This is a genomic window from Brevibacillus sp. BD137, from assembly GCF_041644655.1.
GTDB lineage: Bacteria > Bacillota > Bacilli > Brevibacillales > Brevibacillaceae > Brevibacillus > Brevibacillus brevis_D.
Map to the genome: position 1 here is coordinate 370,943 of NZ_JAOTNO010000001.1, position 18,000 is coordinate 388,942.

17 protein-coding genes are annotated in these 18,000 nt (G+C 49.5%); 2 read left to right on the forward strand and 15 right to left on the reverse strand.

Features of this window, described 5'->3' with window-relative positions:
* Positions 1–13 precede the first annotated feature (13 nt).
* From zwf to ODZ53_RS02100, 7 genes are all read right to left on the reverse strand, one after another.
* Entirely contained in the window at positions 14–1,513 is a 1,500-nt protein-coding gene (gene zwf / locus ODZ53_RS02070; RefSeq protein ID WP_372675744.1) for a glucose-6-phosphate dehydrogenase, read from the reverse strand.
* A gap of 97 nt (positions 1,514–1,610) precedes the next feature.
* Complete coding sequence (gene kynB, locus ODZ53_RS02075) at positions 1,611–2,231, reverse strand: arylformamidase (RefSeq protein WP_372675745.1); 621 nt, start codon at positions 2,229–2,231, stop codon at positions 1,611–1,613.
* Between the two features lie 138 nt (positions 2,232–2,369).
* A complete protein-coding gene (locus ODZ53_RS02080) occupies positions 2,370–3,548 on the reverse strand; it encodes an ATP-binding protein (protein WP_372675746.1) in 1,179 nt (392 codons plus the stop codon).
* Positions 3,549–3,731: 183 nt separating this feature from the next.
* Complete coding sequence (locus tag ODZ53_RS02085; RefSeq protein ID WP_142496500.1) at positions 3,732–4,256, reverse strand: phage tail protein; 525 nt, start codon at positions 4,254–4,256, stop codon at positions 3,732–3,734.
* A 15-nt stretch (positions 4,257–4,271) separates the two neighbouring features.
* Entirely contained in the window at positions 4,272–4,781 is a 510-nt protein-coding gene (locus tag ODZ53_RS02090; RefSeq protein ID WP_372675747.1) for a phage tail protein, read from the reverse strand.
* Between the two features lie 27 nt (positions 4,782–4,808).
* Complete coding sequence (locus tag ODZ53_RS02095; protein ID WP_372675748.1) at positions 4,809–5,324, reverse strand: phage tail protein; 516 nt, start codon at positions 5,322–5,324, stop codon at positions 4,809–4,811.
* 54 nt (positions 5,325–5,378) lie between these two features.
* Positions 5,379–5,855 (reverse strand): GNAT family N-acetyltransferase, encoded by a 477-nt coding sequence (locus tag ODZ53_RS02100; protein WP_372675749.1) that lies wholly within the window; start codon positions 5,853–5,855, stop codon positions 5,379–5,381.
* A gap of 231 nt (positions 5,856–6,086) precedes the next feature.
* Here ODZ53_RS02100 and ODZ53_RS02105 point away from each other — a divergent pair, with 231 nt between their 5' ends.
* A complete protein-coding gene (locus ODZ53_RS02105) occupies positions 6,087–6,404 on the forward strand; it encodes an ArsR/SmtB family transcription factor (protein ID WP_064200587.1) in 318 nt (105 codons plus the stop codon).
* A 97-nt stretch (positions 6,405–6,501) separates the two neighbouring features.
* Complete coding sequence (locus tag ODZ53_RS02110; RefSeq protein ID WP_372675750.1) at positions 6,502–7,599, forward strand: saccharopine dehydrogenase family protein; 1,098 nt, start codon at positions 6,502–6,504, stop codon at positions 7,597–7,599.
* Between the two features lie 29 nt (positions 7,600–7,628).
* Here ODZ53_RS02110 and pyrE read toward each other — a convergent pair whose 3' ends face one another.
* The 8 genes from pyrE to pyrR form a co-directional block, all read right to left on the reverse strand.
* A complete protein-coding gene (gene pyrE / locus ODZ53_RS02115; RefSeq protein ID WP_372675751.1) occupies positions 7,629–8,267 on the reverse strand; it encodes an orotate phosphoribosyltransferase in 639 nt (212 codons plus the stop codon).
* A 27-nt stretch (positions 8,268–8,294) separates the two neighbouring features.
* Positions 8,295–9,032: an orotidine-5'-phosphate decarboxylase gene (gene pyrF, locus ODZ53_RS02120; protein WP_372675752.1), complete on the reverse strand. Its 738-nt coding sequence runs from the start codon at positions 9,030–9,032 to the stop codon at positions 8,295–8,297.
* A gap of 15 nt (positions 9,033–9,047) precedes the next feature.
* The gene (gene carB / locus ODZ53_RS02125; RefSeq protein ID WP_372675753.1) at positions 9,048–12,260 is read right to left on the reverse strand and encodes a carbamoyl-phosphate synthase large subunit; all 3,213 of its coding nucleotides are present in this window, start codon (positions 12,258–12,260) and stop codon (positions 9,048–9,050) included.
* Positions 12,244–13,341, reverse strand: coding sequence for a carbamoyl phosphate synthase small subunit (locus ODZ53_RS02130; protein WP_199929934.1), 1,098 nt, complete (start codon positions 13,339–13,341; stop codon positions 12,244–12,246). The genes carB and ODZ53_RS02130 overlap by 17 nt, the downstream gene beginning before the upstream one ends.
* A 55-nt stretch (positions 13,342–13,396) precedes the next feature.
* Complete coding sequence (locus ODZ53_RS02135; protein ID WP_015892035.1) at positions 13,397–14,677, reverse strand: dihydroorotase; 1,281 nt, start codon at positions 14,675–14,677, stop codon at positions 13,397–13,399.
* Entirely contained in the window at positions 14,644–15,585 is a 942-nt protein-coding gene (locus ODZ53_RS02140; protein WP_372675978.1) for an aspartate carbamoyltransferase catalytic subunit, read from the reverse strand. The genes ODZ53_RS02135 and ODZ53_RS02140 overlap by 34 nt, the downstream gene beginning before the upstream one ends.
* A 257-nt stretch (positions 15,586–15,842) precedes the next feature.
* Entirely contained in the window at positions 15,843–17,192 is a 1,350-nt protein-coding gene (locus ODZ53_RS02145; RefSeq protein ID WP_015892038.1) for a solute carrier family 23 protein, read from the reverse strand.
* 179 nt (positions 17,193–17,371) lie between these two features.
* Positions 17,372–17,911, reverse strand: a complete 540-nt coding sequence (pyrR, locus tag ODZ53_RS02150; RefSeq protein WP_007728461.1) for a bifunctional pyr operon transcriptional regulator/uracil phosphoribosyltransferase PyrR — start codon at positions 17,909–17,911, stop codon at positions 17,372–17,374.
* Positions 17,912–18,000: the final 89 nt, after the last annotated feature.

Genomic DNA, 18,000 nt, shown 5'->3' on the forward strand with positions numbered 1-18,000 from the left:
CCCTTTTCTTTTTCTATCTCGTTGCAGTGACTGGCAGTCGTTCTTCGACCTTATCCAGCCACCACACGAATCCGTCTGCTGCAAGCAATTGCTCTGCAGCCTTTGGTCCGAATGAGCCTGCTTCGTACGTAAAGAGCGGCACCAAATTTTCAGCGAAGGCTTCCAAAATCGGTGTCACCCAATCCCACGACAGCCGAACCTCATCCCAATGCGCAAAGTAAGTGGAATCCCCTCGGAGTGCATCGAACAAGAGCAGCTCGTACGCTTCTGGCACGTCTTTTGTCCCTGAACTGAAATCTACCGTCACCGGCTCAATCTTACCGCTATTTGTCGGATTCTTACTATTTACCTGCAAAGCAATACCTTCGTTCGGATTCACACTGATGATCAATAAATTTGGCGATGGCGTTTCATTTTGCTCCTGATATAGCTTTTCGTGCGGATTTTTGAACTCAATGACGATCCTGGTTGATTTCTCTTGCAGTCTTTTTCCCGTGCGAATATAAAAAGGTACCCCTTCCCAAAACGGGTCATCAATCCAGACACGCGTGGCAATATACGTTTCTGTCATGGAAACGGGATCGACACCAGGCTCGTCCCTGTAGCCAGCTACAGACGTTCCTTGAATATGTCCAGCGCTATACTGACCGCGAATCACGTGTTTCCCGACTTCTTCTTTCTTCATCGGGCGCACGGCTGCCATCACCTTGCGTTTTTCTTCGCGGATATGGGCGGATGTGATTCGCTTCGGAAGCTGCATGGCGATAATCATCAGCATTTGCAGCATATGATTTTGGAGCATGTCCCGCAGTGCTCCGGCTGGCTCGTAATATCCAGCCCGGTCCTCGACGCCGACGGTTTCATTCGCCGTAATTTGTACGTTGGCGATGTATTGATTGTTCCAGAGAGCCTGGAAAACCGGGTTCGCGAATTCGAGAGCTTCGAGGTTTTGCACCATCGGTTTCCCCAAGTAATGATCAATGCGATATATTTCTTCTTCTGAAAATGCTTTTCCCAGCTTTTCATTCAATTCTTTCGCGGATTGCAAATCATGCCCAAACGGTTTTTCGATGATCAGACGCTTCCAGCCTGTCGTTGAGCCCAGTCCGCTGTCTTTGACATTGGTTGCAATTCCCTCGAAAAATTGCGGGGCCACTGACAAGTAAAACATCCGGTTTTGCGGAATCTGCAGCTCTTGCTCTCTTTGCAGGACCAGATCATGTAACGTTACATAAGCACGCGGTTCCATGACATCTACTTCCGCATAGCGACAAGCAGACAAGAAAACATCTAGCTCGCGGGAATCAATCTGGGCGCGACGGGAAAATTCATGGACAGACTGGCGAACAGATTCCTGAAATTCGTCATCAGACCAGGCCCTTCTCCCCACACCAATAATCGAAAAGGCAGCAGGCAACTTTTGATCTACAAATAAGGTAAAAAGCGCAGGGAAAATTTTGCGTTTGGCTAAATCTCCTGTCGCACCAAAAAGGACAAAGGTCATCGCTTCCATCTACTTTTTCATTCCCTTCATACGTACGCCGTGATGATGGTTTTTGTGGTTACCCTGTTATTATTCGAGAAAATCACTGCTTTATCAATATGCAGCGTTACAAACGGCGCAAGATTGCACGTACCGGACTTCCATCTGCTTCTACTAAAGGTAGCGGCAGTGCGATCAATTCATAATCACCCGGTTCCACATGATCGAGGAGAAGCCCCTCCAAAATATGAATATCATGCTGGTGAAGCCCATGATGAGCAGCCAGTTCCTTGCTGTCCAACGGATCGACAGATGGGACATCCACTCCAATCAGCCGAATGCCTTTTTGAGCGAAGAACGCTGGCAAGTCCGCTCGCAGGTGACAAATGGTTGAAGGAAATTGATTAGGATCGCTCCATGATAAAGTTTTGAGCAGCAAGCGTTCCACCCCCTCCAGATCAACCTGGGCAAAATCTTCTGGACCAATGCTGGAGTGTCCAGTAAGCTCTACCACTCTTGCGTCTCCGATGTACAAGTCTAGAGGTAATTCAGCTATTTTGCGGCCATCATCATCGAAGTGAAATGGAGCATCCACATGAGTACCTGTGTGAATACTCATGGTTACTTTGCCGACATTGACTGAGCCACTCTCCGCTTTGGGCCAGTTTACGACATAGTGAAAGGGAGTGTCCCCCGGCCAGGTCGGCATACCTTCCATGAACGGACGGGATATATCTATTATTTTCATCGCGTAAACCTCCACCTTCCAGCAACTGTTCAAGCCTATACTCAGCGTACAAAAAAGACTGTATTGAGTCAATATTCTAACATTTGTACCAAAAAAAGACTGCAGCTTGATAGCGTGCCGACAGTCTTTTCGTTGATTTCAGATTCTACTGTGAAGAGACAGGTAATCCCACACTTCATGATAAATTCCGTTATCATCCACTTGTTTCAAATGTTCTTTCAAAGTCCTCAACCACTCAATGGTCGTTGGATACGTTGCTGCAATGGCCTCCCGTAGATCGCTCATTTGAATGGGGCGGTCGACCCCTTTTGTTACGACATCATGCCATACCTGCTCCGTCGCGAGCTCCACTACATACTCGATGTCTGCCCCCGAATAAAACTCCGTCCATCCTGCTAACTGCTCATAATTTAGCATCTCAGTGGGACGGCCCTCCAGTTTTAGGCGAAAAATATCCTCCCGTGCTTGCCGATCTGGCGGTCCGACAAAAATCCAGTGATCAAAGCCGACCGCTCGGAGCATGGATGGCTCCAATTCCCACGGGACGTTGGTTGCACCCATCAGGACGAATCGTTCGTTGTACTCGCCTACCTCCGCTATCTGCTGAAGCCATTTGGAATCGAGCCCCTGTCTAGGATAGGAGTTCGCATGCTCTTCGTAATGGCTGGAAGTCTCCAGTTCATCTAAAAAAAACAGAAACGGTTTATTGGCTGGGGCTGTTGCCAGTAAGTCATGGATGTCAAACTGCCTGTTCGATGGCGTATACATACTTCGACCGCCTGTGTTCGCCATGGAGAAAAACTGAGCCTGGCATTCTTCTGCGGTTGCTTTTGCCAGCAAAGATTTTCCACACCCCGACGGGCCGTAAAGTAAGATGGTACTTTTCTTTTGAGGCAACCGTTGCGAAATAGGCTGTAGGAGTCTTTGAAAGATTACCTCTTTTACTCGTCCAAGCCCGCCGACCATTCCAAAGCCCGCCGTTTTCTCAACGAGTTGAACCGATTTCGTAGTGGTCTTCCCTTTTCCCCCTTCAATGACGCGTATCTTAGGTGAAAACAACGTAGTGTATGTAGAGGAATCCTTCTGATTGATCCCTTTTAACGTCCGCGAATAGGGGGATTCTTTTTGTAGCTTGTTGAGCTCGATCACAATTTTTTCCTTCATCGCTTCATTACCATAGGCAAGGGCCTGCGTAAACGCCTGTAAAGCCTCCGTACGATCCCCCTGCTCAGCATGCTCTAACCCTAACAACAGCCATACTGGTGCATTGCGTTGATCGCTCGTCAACATGCTTTTCAGTATTTCTATCTTCGTCATCTGCTTCATCCTCTGCGATCGTTCTGCTTCAAGCGATCGTTTAGTATCACGGACATATCCATTATAATGCATACGTCTCGCAAGAAGAATACGAAAAGTAGGAAAAGATGGAAGAAGGGCTGTGACCGTCACGCGAAAAAGACGCCTCCTGCTGCACAGCATTGGGCGTCCAAAATTCAGTCTCTATCCTTTCGCCGGATAAACTCCGCCTTCCACACAAATGATGAACGAGAGTCCGAGATAAGGTTGCATATTATTATGAGGCTGAGTCCCGCCTGTGGTTCCAATTGCTTGCGGGCTAAGCTGTGTCCCATCACTCGTGTTGGAGTAAGGAATGATACCTCCCCGGCCACCAGTGGATGACCATTTCGCCCCTGTTGGCGTATCCCCTGTAGGCGTTGAGCACGCATTGGGAACATGCGTATGCGCCGGAATTTCGTTTTGTAGCAGTGTTATCTTGGCTGCGCCATCTGTCTGACCTGCCGTACGCGGTGTCAATCCAGGTCCTTCCCCCTGGTTCATCGGGGCTGTACCTCTTAAATTGGGAAGTGCAAATGTGGTCTTGCCATCGCCGCCATACTTTGTTCCCAATATCGAATACAAAATAGGATTGGAAGGGATCGCAAGCAGTTGTCCATCACAAAAAGCCCAGTCCCTCGGCGGGAAGTTGCCAGCGAAGATACGAATTTCTCCAATATACGGATCCATATGATAGTGCCTCCTCTAGTTTCTTGGCGGGTAAATCCCTTGAATCGCGATGCAAAAATTCCCGACCAAATACGGCTGCATATTCGTATGAGGTGCACTGTTTCCTACCGTTTGCAACGCACTCTCACTCATCGTTGTATCAAGGGTTGTCCCATAGGTTGTGGTGGATGCTTGTGCCCAGTAGTTCCCAACGCTCGTTTTTTCATTGGCACCTGTATTCGAACCCGTCGCGGTATGGGTATGAGCGGGTATTTCGTTTGTTGTTAATACATGCGTTTCTTCTCCGGCTGACATACCAAGCGGTACGATTGGACGATCTTGTTGATTGTTTTTATGAACGGGGACACGCCCTCTTAAATCTGGTAAAGCAAAATTATTTTTCCCGTCCCCTCCATAAACAGCTCCTAACAAGGAAAACAGTGCCTGGTTTCCATTGAGAGGCAACAACGCACCATTACACAAAGCCCAACCCTTTGGCGCAAATGGAAAGGGGAAAAAGCGAATTTCTCCAAGAAATGGTTCCACGTAAAATCCTCCTGTTCGATTGGAATGTTAATTTTGTTGAGGATAGATCCCATACAGGGCAATGATGAAATTAATAACCGTAAACGGCATCAGGTTACTGTGTGGTTGATTTCCACCTACAGTACTCAAGCTGGACGCGTTCATCGATCCATCAGGTGCATTCGTTGAATATAGCTGCGTATTCTTTGCCCATACAGCATTGGCGGGGCTGTTCTGCGTTCCCGGCTGCGATGATGCATGGACCGTATGCGTATGCGCGGGCAATTGTGGGACGGTTAAGGTGACGGATTCAACACCATTTTTTTCACCTATCACGAAGGTAGTTCCTGTGCTCGGATTTTTCCCTTGATGGAGCGGGATACGCCCTCGTAAATCAGGCAACGCAAAAGTCGTTTGTCCATCCCCGCCATATGTGAATCCAATCAAACTAAACAATGTGTCGTTTTCCGAAATAGATAAAATCTGTCCCTCGCATAATGCCCATCCTTGTGGTGCATAATCTCCCCCAAACATCCTGATTTCTCCAAGAAATGGCTCTGCCATGTTGCTTCCTCCTTATGTAAAGTGGTTATTTCCCTTGTCAAACGAACAAACTGGTCATTTTTGCAGAAGTGGTTGCCATTCCATTTGCATATACAGCCCCGTTGAGTCGGTCACGATGAAATGAAGTCGTTCATATAATCGAAAGGCAGGATTCCCTTGTAAAACATGTAAACGGATCGGTAATTGGATAGCTTCAGCCTCTTTTTGCAGATCGCCAATAATGGCAGAACCAACACCCTGTCCTCGATAAGCAAGCAGCAAAGAAATATCAACAAGATGCAGTGCTTCTCCACTCGTATCCGTGATCAAACGACCGATAGGCTGCCCGGATCGCAGAATGATTTGATGATTTTGAGCGGGAAATTGCATTTGGTAAGATTTCTGCTGCATGATAAACTGCGACTGTAAAAAAGCAAGCTTGTCCGACTCACTCCAACCCCAAAGTGCCATTTCTTCGGTTCTCGTAGAACAGTACAATTCCCAAATAAATGACTCGTCTTGCTCATATTCAAAAGGTCTGGTATGTACCATAATCCTCCTTGTAGTAATCGTTGTACTTTTCTGAAATCCTTCCTGATTAAATCACAATCATCAATCATGATATCATTATCCAAATTCTTTCTAACACTAACTAAAGTTAGCTCTTTTACATGAAAAACGCTTCGTCCCGAAAAAGAGAAGAAGCATTTTTATCGCTTGCAAAAATAAGGAAGAACTCATATACTTTGGTTTAAATGATTAAGTTTATTAACGGAGTGTGCAATGACGAATCCAACCTGCAATGAAAAAGCGACGCAAATATTTATGGAGTTAAGTCCATACTTCCAAGGCTTGGGTGATCCGATTCGGCAGCAAATCGTAGCTCTTCTCATCGACAAGGAAAGCATGAACGTAACACAAATTGCCGAACATATTCCCATGTCTAGACCTACGGTTTCTCATCACTTGAAAATATTAAAACAAGCGGGCCTAGTAAACGTTCAAAAGAAGGGAACGGAGATGTTTTATCGGCTTGAAATTACAGAGGCGATCCGTCTTTTTAAGCAATTGGTGACTTTCGTCGAAGAAGAGTGCAACTGAATAGGACGTCACGAGAAGGGACAGTGTGTCCCTGTTTTTCACACCTATCCGTTAATAAACTTAAACGAATAAACATTTAATCAAAGGAGAAATCGTCATGAATCCCACCAAAGTTTTAATTGTCGGCGGCTACGGAACGGTTGGGAGCCAAATTGCCAAGATCCTGCACGATCGCCACCCCACTCTCGAATTATTGCTGGGAGGAAGGTCTGCCGGAAAACCTTTGCCTTTTGCGTCCACGAGGCTAAAGCATTTTCTCTTGGACATCTCCAAATCTGATCCTCTCGCCCATGCTCCAGATGATTTGGCCTTGATTATCAGTGCAGTAAATGATCCAGATGACAAACTGTTGCTTGCTGCGGTTCGCCGACAGATCCCTTTGATTGACGTCACGCGTTGGACAGAGCGATTTACACGGTCAATCGACCGATTGAAGAAGGAGAACATGGGCTCTCCAGTTATACTCGCCTCAGGATGGATGGGGGGAACTGTAGCCCTTCTTGCAAGCATACATACCTCTTCCCTGCAAGATGTCTGGATTCATCTTCACGCTCTTTATTCTCTTCAAGACAAAGCAGGTCCAGATTCCACTGACTATATGGATCGTATGACGATCCCTTTTACTGTCACCACCCCCACTGGCGTAAAAGAAGTGACACCCATGTCAGATCCGGTACCCGTGACCTTTCCGAATGGATTTCATACGAAATGCTATCGTCTTGACACACCGGATCACATGACGCTCGTGAAAGCCCCAAACGTAACTGCCGCTGATTTTCGGATCGCCTTTGACAATAAACGGTCTACTTTTGCCCTCGTTTTATTGGTAAAAAGCCGGATATGGGACATGCTTGGCAAAAGCACACGTCAAAAAATACTGTACAATCCGGGTGCAGGGTCACCTCACCATGTTGTCATCCAAATAAATGGGCGCAATGAGCATGGCATGAACGTGAAACGCCAAGTCGAGATCACTGATCCGAAAGGGCAGACTCACCTGACCGCTTTGGGAGCTGCCATTTTTGCACAACCAATCCTTCGGCAAAGCGAAAACGAAACGGTTACGCCCAGTGTTCTTTTTCCAGAGGATTTGAGGCATCTCGAAATGTCTGCCGAGGATATCCTCCAGTTCTATCGATCCGAAGGGGTCCAGATTACGATCCATGACGAAACAAAAAAGAGTAGGACGGTTTGACCGCCGCCCTACTCTTCATCATGTCTCCCTTATTCAAAAAAAGTACGCGGGGATTTCCGCCATTCGCCCAATACTTTTTCCTGTTCGCTAGTAATAACCCCTTGCTCTGAAGCTACTTCCAAAAGTGCTGTGTAATTCGAGATGGTGGAGCAAGGAATGCCTGCTTCTTCAAACAAGGCTTGGGCATCCGGGAACTGATAGCTGAAAATGGCTACGACCCCCAGTACCTCTCCACCCTCTGCCTGTACCGCTTGCGCTGCTTTCAAGGAGCTGCCTCCTGTGGAAATCAGGTCTTCAATCACGACGACCTTTTGACCAGCCGCCAATGCGCCCTCGATCTGGTTTTGGCGACCGTGGCCTTTTGCCTTGTCCCGTACGTAGATCATAGGCAGGTCAAGCAGCTCCGCAACCCATGCAGCATGTGGAATACCAGCAGTCGCTGTTCCCGCAACGACTTGCGCATTTGGGTACTGCTCCTTGATCAGATCGGCAAATGCTTTCGCAACGGCACGACGCACATGCGGATAGGACATCGTGATCCGGTTGTCGCAGTAGATCGGGGATTTAATCCCGGACGTCCATGTAAAAGGTTGCTCCGGACGCAGATGAACTGCCCCGATTTCGAGAAGATTCGCTGCAATTTGTTTAGCGGTTGTCATTGTCGTCATTTCACTTATTCCCTCCAGCTGGCTACTTTACGAACGATCTTTTTCCACTGCTGCGACGATACTTTGCCATACCCCTACTGGATCTTTTGCACCCGTAATGGCGCGTCCGATCACGAGGTAATCGCTACCCAAGCGGAATGCCTGTTCTGGCGTCGTGATACGCGTCTGATCACCTTGATCTGCTCCCAGTGGGCGAATTCCTGGCGTTACGGTTACAAAGGCGTCTCCGGCAGCTTTTTTGATCATCGGTATTTCTAGTGGAGAAGCAACGACTCCATCCAAACCTGCTTGCTTGGTCATCCGTGCATAGTGCACGACAACATCTTCTACCGCACCTGGTATTGCCAATTCTTGATTCATCGTTTGCAAACCAGTGGATGTCAGCATCGTTACACCGATCAGGAGGGGACGAGCAGCACCTGCCGCTGTCCCTTGCTCCAAGCCTTCTCTCGCTGCCGCCATCATAGCTACGCCGCCTGCCGCATGAACGTTTACCATGTCTGCTCCCAGTCGCGCTAGGCTTCTCATCGCGCCTTTTGCTGTATTGGGAATATCATGAACCTTCAAGTCGAGGAACACGTTGAGTCCTTTTTCTTTCAAGAAGGAAACGATCGCTGGCCCTTCTGCGTAAGCGAGCTCCATCCCTACTTTTACATAACGGATATGCCCCTGTAGCGGCTCGATGCACTTCTTGACTTCATCCAGTGTGGAAAAGTCGAGCGCAACAATCATGCGTTCGCGAATATCAGTTAGTTGTTGTTGCACGCTGCTCTCCCCTTTTTATACAGATACTGCCACTTTGGCACCAGCACGCTGGGCTGGCATTGCTTCTGTAGAGAATGTGATCGTCTCCAGTACGTGCAGGAGAGCGGAAGCTGTATCGAGTGAAGTAAAGCATACGGCGCCGTTCTCGACCGCTTCCCGACGAATGCGGAAGCCGTCGCGTTGTGGCGTTTTGCCTTTTGTCAGTGTATTGAGTACGATGTTCGCTTCGCCTGTATGGATGACATCCAACAGGTTTGGCGTGCCTTCGGACAATTTGCTTACGCGGGTGACTTGCAGTCCCGCTTGCTCCAAATAATCGGCTGTGCCTGCGGTTGCCATCAGCTTGAAGCCGAGGTGGCGGAAGCGTTTCACGATGTCCAGCGCTTCTTCCTTGTCTTTGTCAGCAACAGTCACGAGCAAGGTGCCTTGTGTCGGGATATTCATGCCTGCTGCGACCAAGCCTTTGTACAATGCTTTTGCCAGAGTGCTCTCGCGTCCCATGACTTCTCCGGTCGATTTCATTTCAGGGCCGAGCGTAATATCGACGCGGCGCAGCTTTGCGAAGGAGAAGACTGGTACTTTGACAGAAACCATCGTCTCCTCTGGATGGTAGCCCGGTGTAAAGCCTTGTTCCATGATAGAGTGACCAAGGATCGCTTTCGTCGCGATGTTCGCCATCGGTATCCCCGTTACTTTGGAAAGGAATGGCACTGTACGGGACGAACGCGGATTGACCTCAATTACGTATGGGCGATCTTTATAGATGACGAACTGGATGTTGAGCAAGCCTTTGATTTGCAGGGCACGCGCCAGCTTCGTCGTCATGTCGATCAGCTCATCCTTAATCGCTTGGGACAAGGATTGCGGAGGATATACGGCGATAGAGTCGCCGGAGTGCACCCCTGCGCGTTCGATATGCTCCATGATGCCTGGGATCAAAACGTTTTCGCCATCGCAAATCGCATCGACTTCCGCTTCTATTCCGACCATGTAACGGTCTACCAGTACAGGGTGATCAGGGTTTACCTTCACCGCTTTTTCCATGTACTCCAACAGTTCGGACTGGTTGTAGACGATTTCCATCGCACGGCCACCAAGTACGTAGGATGGGCGCACCAGGACCGGGAAGCCAAGACCCTCTGCCGCCACTACTGCCTGATCGACTGACGTAACCGTTTTGCCTGGTGGTTGGGCGATTTCCAGCTCGCGCAGCAGTGCTTCAAACTTCTCGCGGTTTTCCGCTGCGTCGATGTTTTCCAGACTCGTACCCAAGATTTTGATTCCGCGTGCAGCCAGCTTGTCAGCCAGGTTGATCGCGGTTTGTCCGCCGAATTGTACGATGACACCCTCTGGTTTTTCTACATCGAGAATGTTCATGACGTCCTCAAGGTATAGCGGCTCGAAGTACAGGCGATCAGAGGTGTTGAAGTCTGTAGAAACGGTCTCCGGGTTGTTGTTGATGATCACTGCCTCATAGCCCGCTTCTCTCAGTGCCCAGACGGCGTGTACCGTTGCGTAGTCAAACTCGATTCCTTGACCGATGCGGATTGGTCCGGAGCCCAGTACCACCACGCGTTTTTTGCCTGTCTCGATGCGCTCGTCTTCTACTTCATAAGCGGAGTAGTAGTACGGTGTTTGCGCCTCGAATTCTGCCGCGCAAGTATCTACCATTTTATATACAGGTACAAAGCCTTTTTCTTTGCGCATGGCGTGTACCGCTTCTTCTGTCTCACCGCACAGCTCGGCAATTTTGCGGTCCGTGAAGCCCATGCGTTTTGCTTCGTACAGCTTCTCGCTCGTCAAGCCTTTTGCCAGTTGTGCTTCAAAGGCAATCATTTTATGGATCTTGTGCAGGAAGAACAGATCGATCTTGGTCAGGCTGTGCAGTTGTTCGATCGTCCAGCCACGGCGCAGTGCTTCTGCCAGCAGGAAGAGGCGTTCGTCATCTGCGTGCACCAGACGTGCTTTCAGGTCGTCCTCGCTGATTTCGCCTGCTCCCTTGATCTCAATGTGATAGCTACCGATTTCCAAAGAACGGATGGCTTTCATGATCGATTCTTCAAAAGTCCGACCGATTGCCATTACTTCTCCAGTCGCTTTCATTTGCGTACCGAGCTTGCGGTTGGCGGATTGGAACTTGTCGAATGGCCAACGTGGGATTTTGCTGACGATGTAGTCCAGTGTTGGCTCGAAGCATGCGTATGTTTGGCCTGTCACCGGGTTTTTCAGTTCATCCAGCGTGTAGCCGATTGCGATTTTGGCTGCCATCTTTGCAATTGGGTAGCCTGTTGCCTTGGAAGCCAGTGCAGAAGAGCGGCTCACACGCGGGTTCACTTCGATCACGTAGTACTGGAAGCTGTGCGGGTCGAGTGCGTATTGTACGTTGCAGCCACCCTCGATACCGAGCGCCCGAATGATGTTCAGAGCCGATGTGCGCAGCATTTGATACTCGCGGTCAGCCAGTGTTTGGCTAGGTGCCACTACGATGGAGTCACCAGTATGCACACCGACTGGGTCGATGTTTTCCATGTTGCAGACGACGATGCAGTTGTCGTTGGCATCACGCATCACTTCGTACTCGATTTCTTTCATGCCAGCAATGCTTTTCTCGATCAAGCATTGCGTAATCGGGGAGTATTTCAATCCGCTTGCGACAATCTCACGGAGGGTTTCTTCATCATCACAAATTCCGCCGCCTGTACCACCCAAGGTGTAGGCAGGACGAACGATGATGGGATAACCGATTTCGTTTGCAAAATCAACCGCTTCTTCTATCGTGCTCACGATGACTGATTCAGGTACTGGCTCGCCCAGTTCATTCATGAGGGAGCGGAACAGGTCGCGGTCTTCTGCTTGCTTGATCGATTCCAGCTTGGTTCCGAGCAGCTTTACATTTTCTTGCTCGAGAACGCCTGCTTCTGAGAGGGCAACAGCCATGTTCAAGCCTGTTTGACCGCCAAGTGTAGGCAAAAGTCCATCCGGCTTCTCTTGACGAATGACGCGCGCTACGAATTCAAGTGTGATTGGCTCGATATATACTTTGTCCGCCATGTTTGTATCGGTCATGATGGTCGCCGGGTTGGAGTTGATCAGAACTACCTCCATACCCTCTTCTTTTAACGCTTCGCATGCTTGCGTGCCTGCATAGTCAAATTCTGCAGCCTGCCCGATAACGATTGGTCCAGAGCCGATTACGAGGATTTTTTTCAGATTATCTTGTTTTGGCATGAGTTTTTTCCTCCTTAGCTGTTTCCATCATCGCAAGAAACTGGTCGAACAGGTAGCCGGAATCATACGGTCCTGGAGCTGCTTCTGGATGGTACTGTACTGAGAATGCATTCTTCGCGGCATGACGTACACCTTCGATGGTGCCATCATTCAGGGCGATATGTGTAACTTCCAGCTCCGTGCCTGCGAGCGAGTCTTCTTTTACTGCATAGCTGTGGTTCTGGGATGTGATATAGGTGCGTCCGGTTGGCAGCTCTTTTACTGGATGGTTGCCGCCACGGTGTCCGAATTTCATTTTCGTCGTGTCAGCGCCAGATGCCAGCGCGAACAGTTGGTGACCGAGGCAAATTCCGAACAGAGGATATTCACCCAAGATTTCGCGAATCATCTCTACAGCTTGCGGTACGTCCTTCGGGTCCCCAGGGCCATTGGACAAAAGTATCCCGTCCGGTTGAATGCGGCGAATCTCTTCTGCTGTCACATTGTAAGGCACAACGACTACGTCGCAGTTGCGCTTGGTCAACTCGCGCAAAATCCCGTGCTTGGCTCCGAAGTCTACCAGTACTACCCGATGCCCTGTACCTGGGCAGCTGAAGACGCTTTTCGTAGAAACGCGTGGTACTTGGTCTGTCATCAATGTCGTGCCGTTCAGGGCAGCAACCAATTCAGCCAACGGGGCTTCACTGGTGGTAATCATGCCCTTCATCGTGCCGTGGTATCGAATTTTTCTCGTCAGCATCCGGGTGTCGATTCCAGCAATGCCCGGAATTTCGTATGTTTTCAGTAGTTCATCGAGTGTGTTCGTATTACGCCAGTTGCTCGGTGCCTCGCAATGCTCGCGAACAACGAAGCCGTGAATGTATGGACGAACAGCTTCAAAGTCGTCTCGATTGATCCCGTAATTTCCGATTAGCGGGTATGTCATGGTGACGATCTGTCCGCAGTAGGATGGGTCGGACAAAACCTCCTGATAGCCAGTCAGCCCTGTATTGAAAACCACTTCCCCGTAAGACTCCTTTGTCGCTCCAAATGCCGTCCCGATAAATTCTGTTCCATCTTCCAAGATCAATCTTGCACGCATTTATGCTCCTCCTCCATTGTCGTGTAAAAACTTTTGTCTTGTCTGTCAGTCGTTTTTACACGTTTTGATATACGATCTTTCCATCTACAAGCGTCAGCGTCGGCCAGCCTTTGCATACCCAACCAGCAAATGGTGTGTTGATTCCTTTACTTGCGAATGTGCTTGGGTCAATTGTTTTTTCCGTTTCCAGATCCATCACAGTCAGGTCTGCTGGTGCGCCTACTTCCAGACGTCCATATGGCAGTTTGAATGCTTCTGCTGGCTTCACGGTCAACAGCTCAACCAGCTTCTTCAAGGTCAGCTCTCCCGTTTGTACGAGATTTGTGTACAACAGCGGGAATGCTGTCTCCAGTCCGACGATTCCGAATGGTGCGCGGTTGATCCCGTTGGCTTTTTCCTCTTGGGTGTGTGGTGCATGGTCGGTTGCGATCATATCAATGGTGCCGTCTTTCAATCCCGCAATCAGTGCAGCGCGATCTTCACGAGAGCGCAGCGGCGGGTTCATTTTCCAATTTGTATCCAGATTGTCCGGGATATCCTCGTCGCACAGCAAGAGATGATGCGGACTGACTTCACACGTTACATTCACACCAGCGCGTTTTCCGTCGCGTACCAGACGCACCGACTCTTTTGCGCTGATGTGACATACGTGGTAGTGCACACCTGTCTGTTCTGCCAGCAAAATATCGCGGCCAACGTGGATGGACTCTGACTCAGAAGGAATTCCTGGGAGTCCGTGTCGAGCTGCAACCACCCCGTCATGCAAAGCTGCTCCCGGGATCAACAGGTCTTCGTCCTCACAGTGAGCGACGATTGCGATACCGAGCTCTGCTGCTTTTTGCATGGCCTTTTTCATCATGGCGGTTGATTGGACACCCACACCGTCATCTGTCAGCGCGAAGATCCCCGCTTCTTTTAATCCAGCGAAATCCGTCAGCTCTTTTCCCAATTGGCGAACAGTAATTGCACCATACGGGATGACGCGCGCCATACCTGCCTCGCTCGCTTTGTCCAAAATGTAGGTCACAGTCTCGACACTATCGATGGATGGTCGTGTGTTTGGCATGCATGCTACCGTTGTAAATCCGCCTTGTACGGCTGCTTTTGCCCCTGTTTCGATCGTTTCTTTATGTTCAAAGCCTGGTTCACGCAGATGTACGTGGGCATCGATGAGACCCGCGCTAATCATGCCCCCGTGGCAATCGATCCAATCATGCCCACAGCGATCGAGTGTTTCTCCCATCGCTGTGATTCTTCCCTTTTCCACCAATATTTCCATCGGGGTGAGTTCCCCCGCCTGATTTAGTACGTTGCCGTTGCCAAGGATGATTCCCATGTCATTTCGCTCCCTTTCAAAAGAGTTTCTAGAACTGCCATTCTTGCTGCGACTCCGTTGGTCACTTGGGTTTGGATCAAGGACGTTTCGCATTCTACCAAATCGGTATGAATCTCAACCCCGCGATTGACGGGTGCCGGATGCATGATAACTGCGCCGGGCTTCATCATTTTGGCTCTATCCAGTGTGAGCCCATGTGCCTTGTGATATTCTTCCTTCGATAGATAGAGGGATTCCGCATGGCGCTCCAGCTGCACGCGCAGCATCATGACCACATCTGCGGTTTGAACCGCTTCTTCCATTTCCACGATTTTCACACCTTGCGGGATATGCGCTGGCATCATCGTAGCGGGACCTGAGAGCAGCAGATTCACACCGAGCTTCGGCAGCGCATGCAGGTGAGAACCGAGCACGCGGCTGTGTCGCAGGTCTCCAATGATCGCTACCGTGAGACCAGAGAGCTTGCCAAACTGCCTTTTCATGGTCAAAAGATCGAGCAGGCATTGGGTTGGGTGCTCATTCGTTCCATCTCCCGCGTTGATCAGCTTCAGATCTACACTTTCAGCCAGCTCTTGCAGCAAGCCTTCCTTCTTGGTGCGGATCACGGCTGCTTCCACGCCCATTGCTTCCAAGGTGCGGATCGTGTCATAGACTGTCTCGCCCTTTACGGTAGAGGAGGTTTCCGGAATGAAGTTCAAAACATGTGCGCCCAGTCGCTTTTGTGCCACTTCAAAAGAAAAGCGGGTTCTGGTGCTGGCCTCGAAGAACAGATTCGCGACAAACCGTCCGCGCAGGATATCCGCTTGCTCAGTTGGTCTGGCGGCCCAATACTCTGCTCGCTCGAGGAGCTGGATGATCTGTTCTTTCGATAAGTCTTTGAGGCCGATCAAATGCGCTACATTTTTCATCATGAATCCCTCCGATTCTTTTTGGTCAAAAGGAACGGTCAAGCCCGTTCTTTTGCAGACCGCAAGCGGTCAAATCCTGTTTTATGAAAAACGTCGAGACGTTTTTCACAAAGAAAAAGCTTCTTGGCATCGCTTTGCATCTGGAGGCAAGCGAGACAAGAAGCTGGTTGAGTGCCTTTTTGGGCAGCCGAAACAGCGTTCTTTGCCTTGCCAGCCTCTCTGGACTAGATTTAAAGGATTGGGAACGTATAGGCTATTTATTTTTGTTCTTCAAGATGCGCTTCTCCCATCGCGGACGCTTTTCCTGGAAGGATCAGGTGCAGAATAATTCCCAGGAAGGTAGAGAGTGCGATATTATCGATGGTCAGGTCGCTCAGGAAAGCGATACCTGTACTTGCAAAACTGATTTTGTATCCGCCGATTCCCGTGACGAGGATGACGGCTGCGAGAATCATGTTCCGCTTGTCTGCAAAATTCACTTTGTGCTCGACGTACATCCGCAAGCCTTGTGCTGCGATGATACCGAACAGGATGATGGAGACACCGCCAAGTACCGGCGTTGGAATCGTCATTAGAATGGCGCTAACCTTACCAGCGAAGGCGAACATGATTGCCAGTACAGCCGCAAGACCGATGACCACTCGGCTGTATACCTTAGTCATTGCAAGGACACCAATGTTTTCTCCATATGTCGTTGCTGGCGGACCTCCCAAGATAGCTGCCAGTGAGGTTGCCACCCCGTCTCCGAGCAAGCTGCGGTGCAGACCCGGATTTTTCATCAGATCGCGATCCATGACCTTGCTCGTTACCAGCAAGTGACCCAAATGCTCTGCCAGCGTGACGAAAGCGACTGGCGCGATGACCAGTGCTGCGATCCATGCAGAGCCGTCACCGATCACACTCATCACTTCGGTAAATTTGAAGTGCTCCGCAAACATTTTTTGTGGCGTGATGAACCAGTCTGCTTCTACTACTTTTTGAAAGTTAATCAGTTCAGGGTGACGCAGCAGTGTGTATACATAACCTGTAACCATACCGATCAAGATGGGGATAAGACCAAGGAAACCGCGCAGCATAACTGCTGCAAGCACTGTTATGACCACAGTTACCAGCGAGATTTCAATTGAAGTCAGTGACATTTGCGATTGACCGTCTACAGTAACTTTCGTTGCCATGTCTACTGCTACGCCAGCCAGGCTCAGACCGATCACGACGATGACAGAGGCGATGACAACTGGTGGCAGTACCCGATCGAGCCATTTGACCCCTGCCTTCTTCACGATTCCGGCGACGATGATGTACACAATCCCGGAGAGGAAGCAACCTAAGAGTGCGGTCCCTACTCCATGTGATTGACTCACGACGATAATCGGACCGATGAAAGCGAAGGAAGAACCGAGGTAGTTCGGCAGCTTTCCTTTGGTGATCCACAGGAACAAGAGGGTTCCAATCCCACTTGCCATGAGCGCCGTTGCAACATCCAGCCCCGTTAAGATCGGTACCAATACAGTCGAGCCGAACATCGCGAACAAGTGTTGAATACTAAGTGGCAGCAATCGCGAAATATGTGGTGTTTCGTCTACATCGATGTAATTTTTCTGGCTCATGCCTGTATGCCCCCTGTTTTGTTCCATTCATTCAAAACTTCTTTTATACAAAAAGCTTCTTTTTATACAAAAAACCTCTTTGTGCGGGCACAAAGAGGCTAGCTTCGCCATAGTCATGGGAAGTATCTTGCCTCTTGCCGACCTCACGGGATCGTTTTTAAAGAGGAATCCTATTCTTTTTACAGTAGCTGTCGGATGGAGACAATGTCCATAACGTCCACTTCTGCCAATTGTACATCGACAATTTCCGTTCGAGCAGTTGGGAGGTTCTTTCCGACGAAATCAGGGCGGATTGGCAGCTCGCGATGACCGCGATCAACCAGCACAGCCAGTTGAATCATCCGTGGGCGACCGTTATCAATCAGTGCATCCAATGCGGCACGCACCGTTCTTCCCGTGTAGAGAACATCATCGACCAGAATCACAGTCTTGCCTGTGATTTGATCCGGTAGCTTGGAGCCTTGCAAAATAGCATCTTCGGACTTGTGCTGAAGATCGTCGCGATAAAATGTAATGTCCAGCTCACCGACTGGTACTTTCACATTTTCAATCATTTCGATTCTTTCCACAAGGCGCTGCGCGAGGTAGATCCCTCTGGTCTTAATCCCCACGATAATGAGATCCTCGACGCCTTTATTTCGCTCAATAATTTCATGTGCGATTCGCGTGAGCGCGCGGCGGATCGCCGCTTCATCCATAATAACGCTTTTGTTGATCATCTCAATATCCCCCTTTTCGACGGGAACAGTGGACCTTACGAAAAAAGGCTCCTTGTCAGGAGACAAGAAGCCCTTGGACAAACTGACCG

What these genes read in the sequence shown, in the direction of transcription:
- ODZ53_RS02085 (WP_142496500.1), bottom strand. Translation starts at nt 4,256, where the DNA reads ATGGATCCGTATATTGGAGAAATTCGTATCTTCGCTGGCAACTTCCCG.
- ODZ53_RS02140 (WP_372675978.1), bottom strand. Translation starts at nt 15,585, where the DNA reads ATGAAAAATGTAGCGCATTTGATCGGCCTCAAAGACTTATCGAAAGAA.
- ODZ53_RS02095 (WP_372675748.1), bottom strand. Translation starts at nt 5,324, where the DNA reads ATGGCAGAGCCATTTCTTGGAGAAATCAGGATGTTTGGGGGAGATTAT.
- zwf (WP_372675744.1), bottom strand. Translation starts at nt 1,513, where the DNA reads ATGGAAGCGATGACCTTTGTCCTTTTTGGTGCGACAGGAGATTTAGCC.
- ODZ53_RS02130 (WP_199929934.1), bottom strand. Translation starts at nt 13,341, where the DNA reads ATGCGTGCAAGATTGATCTTGGAAGATGGAACAGAATTTATCGGGACG.
- ODZ53_RS02080 (WP_372675746.1), bottom strand. Translation starts at nt 3,548, where the DNA reads ATGACGAAGATAGAAATACTGAAAAGCATGTTGACGAGCGATCAACGC.
- carB (WP_372675753.1), bottom strand. Translation starts at nt 12,260, where the DNA reads ATGCCAAAACAAGATAATCTGAAAAAAATCCTCGTAATCGGCTCTGGA.
- pyrE (WP_372675751.1), bottom strand. Translation starts at nt 8,267, where the DNA reads ATGACGACAATGACAACCGCTAAACAAATTGCAGCGAATCTTCTCGAA.
- ODZ53_RS02105 (WP_064200587.1), top strand. Translation starts at nt 6,087, where the DNA reads ATGACGAATCCAACCTGCAATGAAAAAGCGACGCAAATATTTATGGAG.
- ODZ53_RS02145 (WP_015892038.1), bottom strand. Translation starts at nt 17,192, where the DNA reads ATGAGCCAGAAAAATTACATCGATGTAGACGAAACACCACATATTTCG.
- ODZ53_RS02100 (WP_372675749.1), bottom strand. Translation starts at nt 5,855, where the DNA reads ATGGTACATACCAGACCTTTTGAATATGAGCAAGACGAGTCATTTATT.
- pyrR (WP_007728461.1), bottom strand. Translation starts at nt 17,911, where the DNA reads ATGATCAACAAAAGCGTTATTATGGATGAAGCGGCGATCCGCCGCGCG.
- kynB (WP_372675745.1), bottom strand. Translation starts at nt 2,231, where the DNA reads ATGAAAATAATAGATATATCCCGTCCGTTCATGGAAGGTATGCCGACC.
- ODZ53_RS02135 (WP_015892035.1), bottom strand. Translation starts at nt 14,677, where the DNA reads ATGGGAATCATCCTTGGCAACGGCAACGTACTAAATCAGGCGGGGGAA.
- ODZ53_RS02110 (WP_372675750.1), top strand. Translation starts at nt 6,502, where the DNA reads ATGAATCCCACCAAAGTTTTAATTGTCGGCGGCTACGGAACGGTTGGG.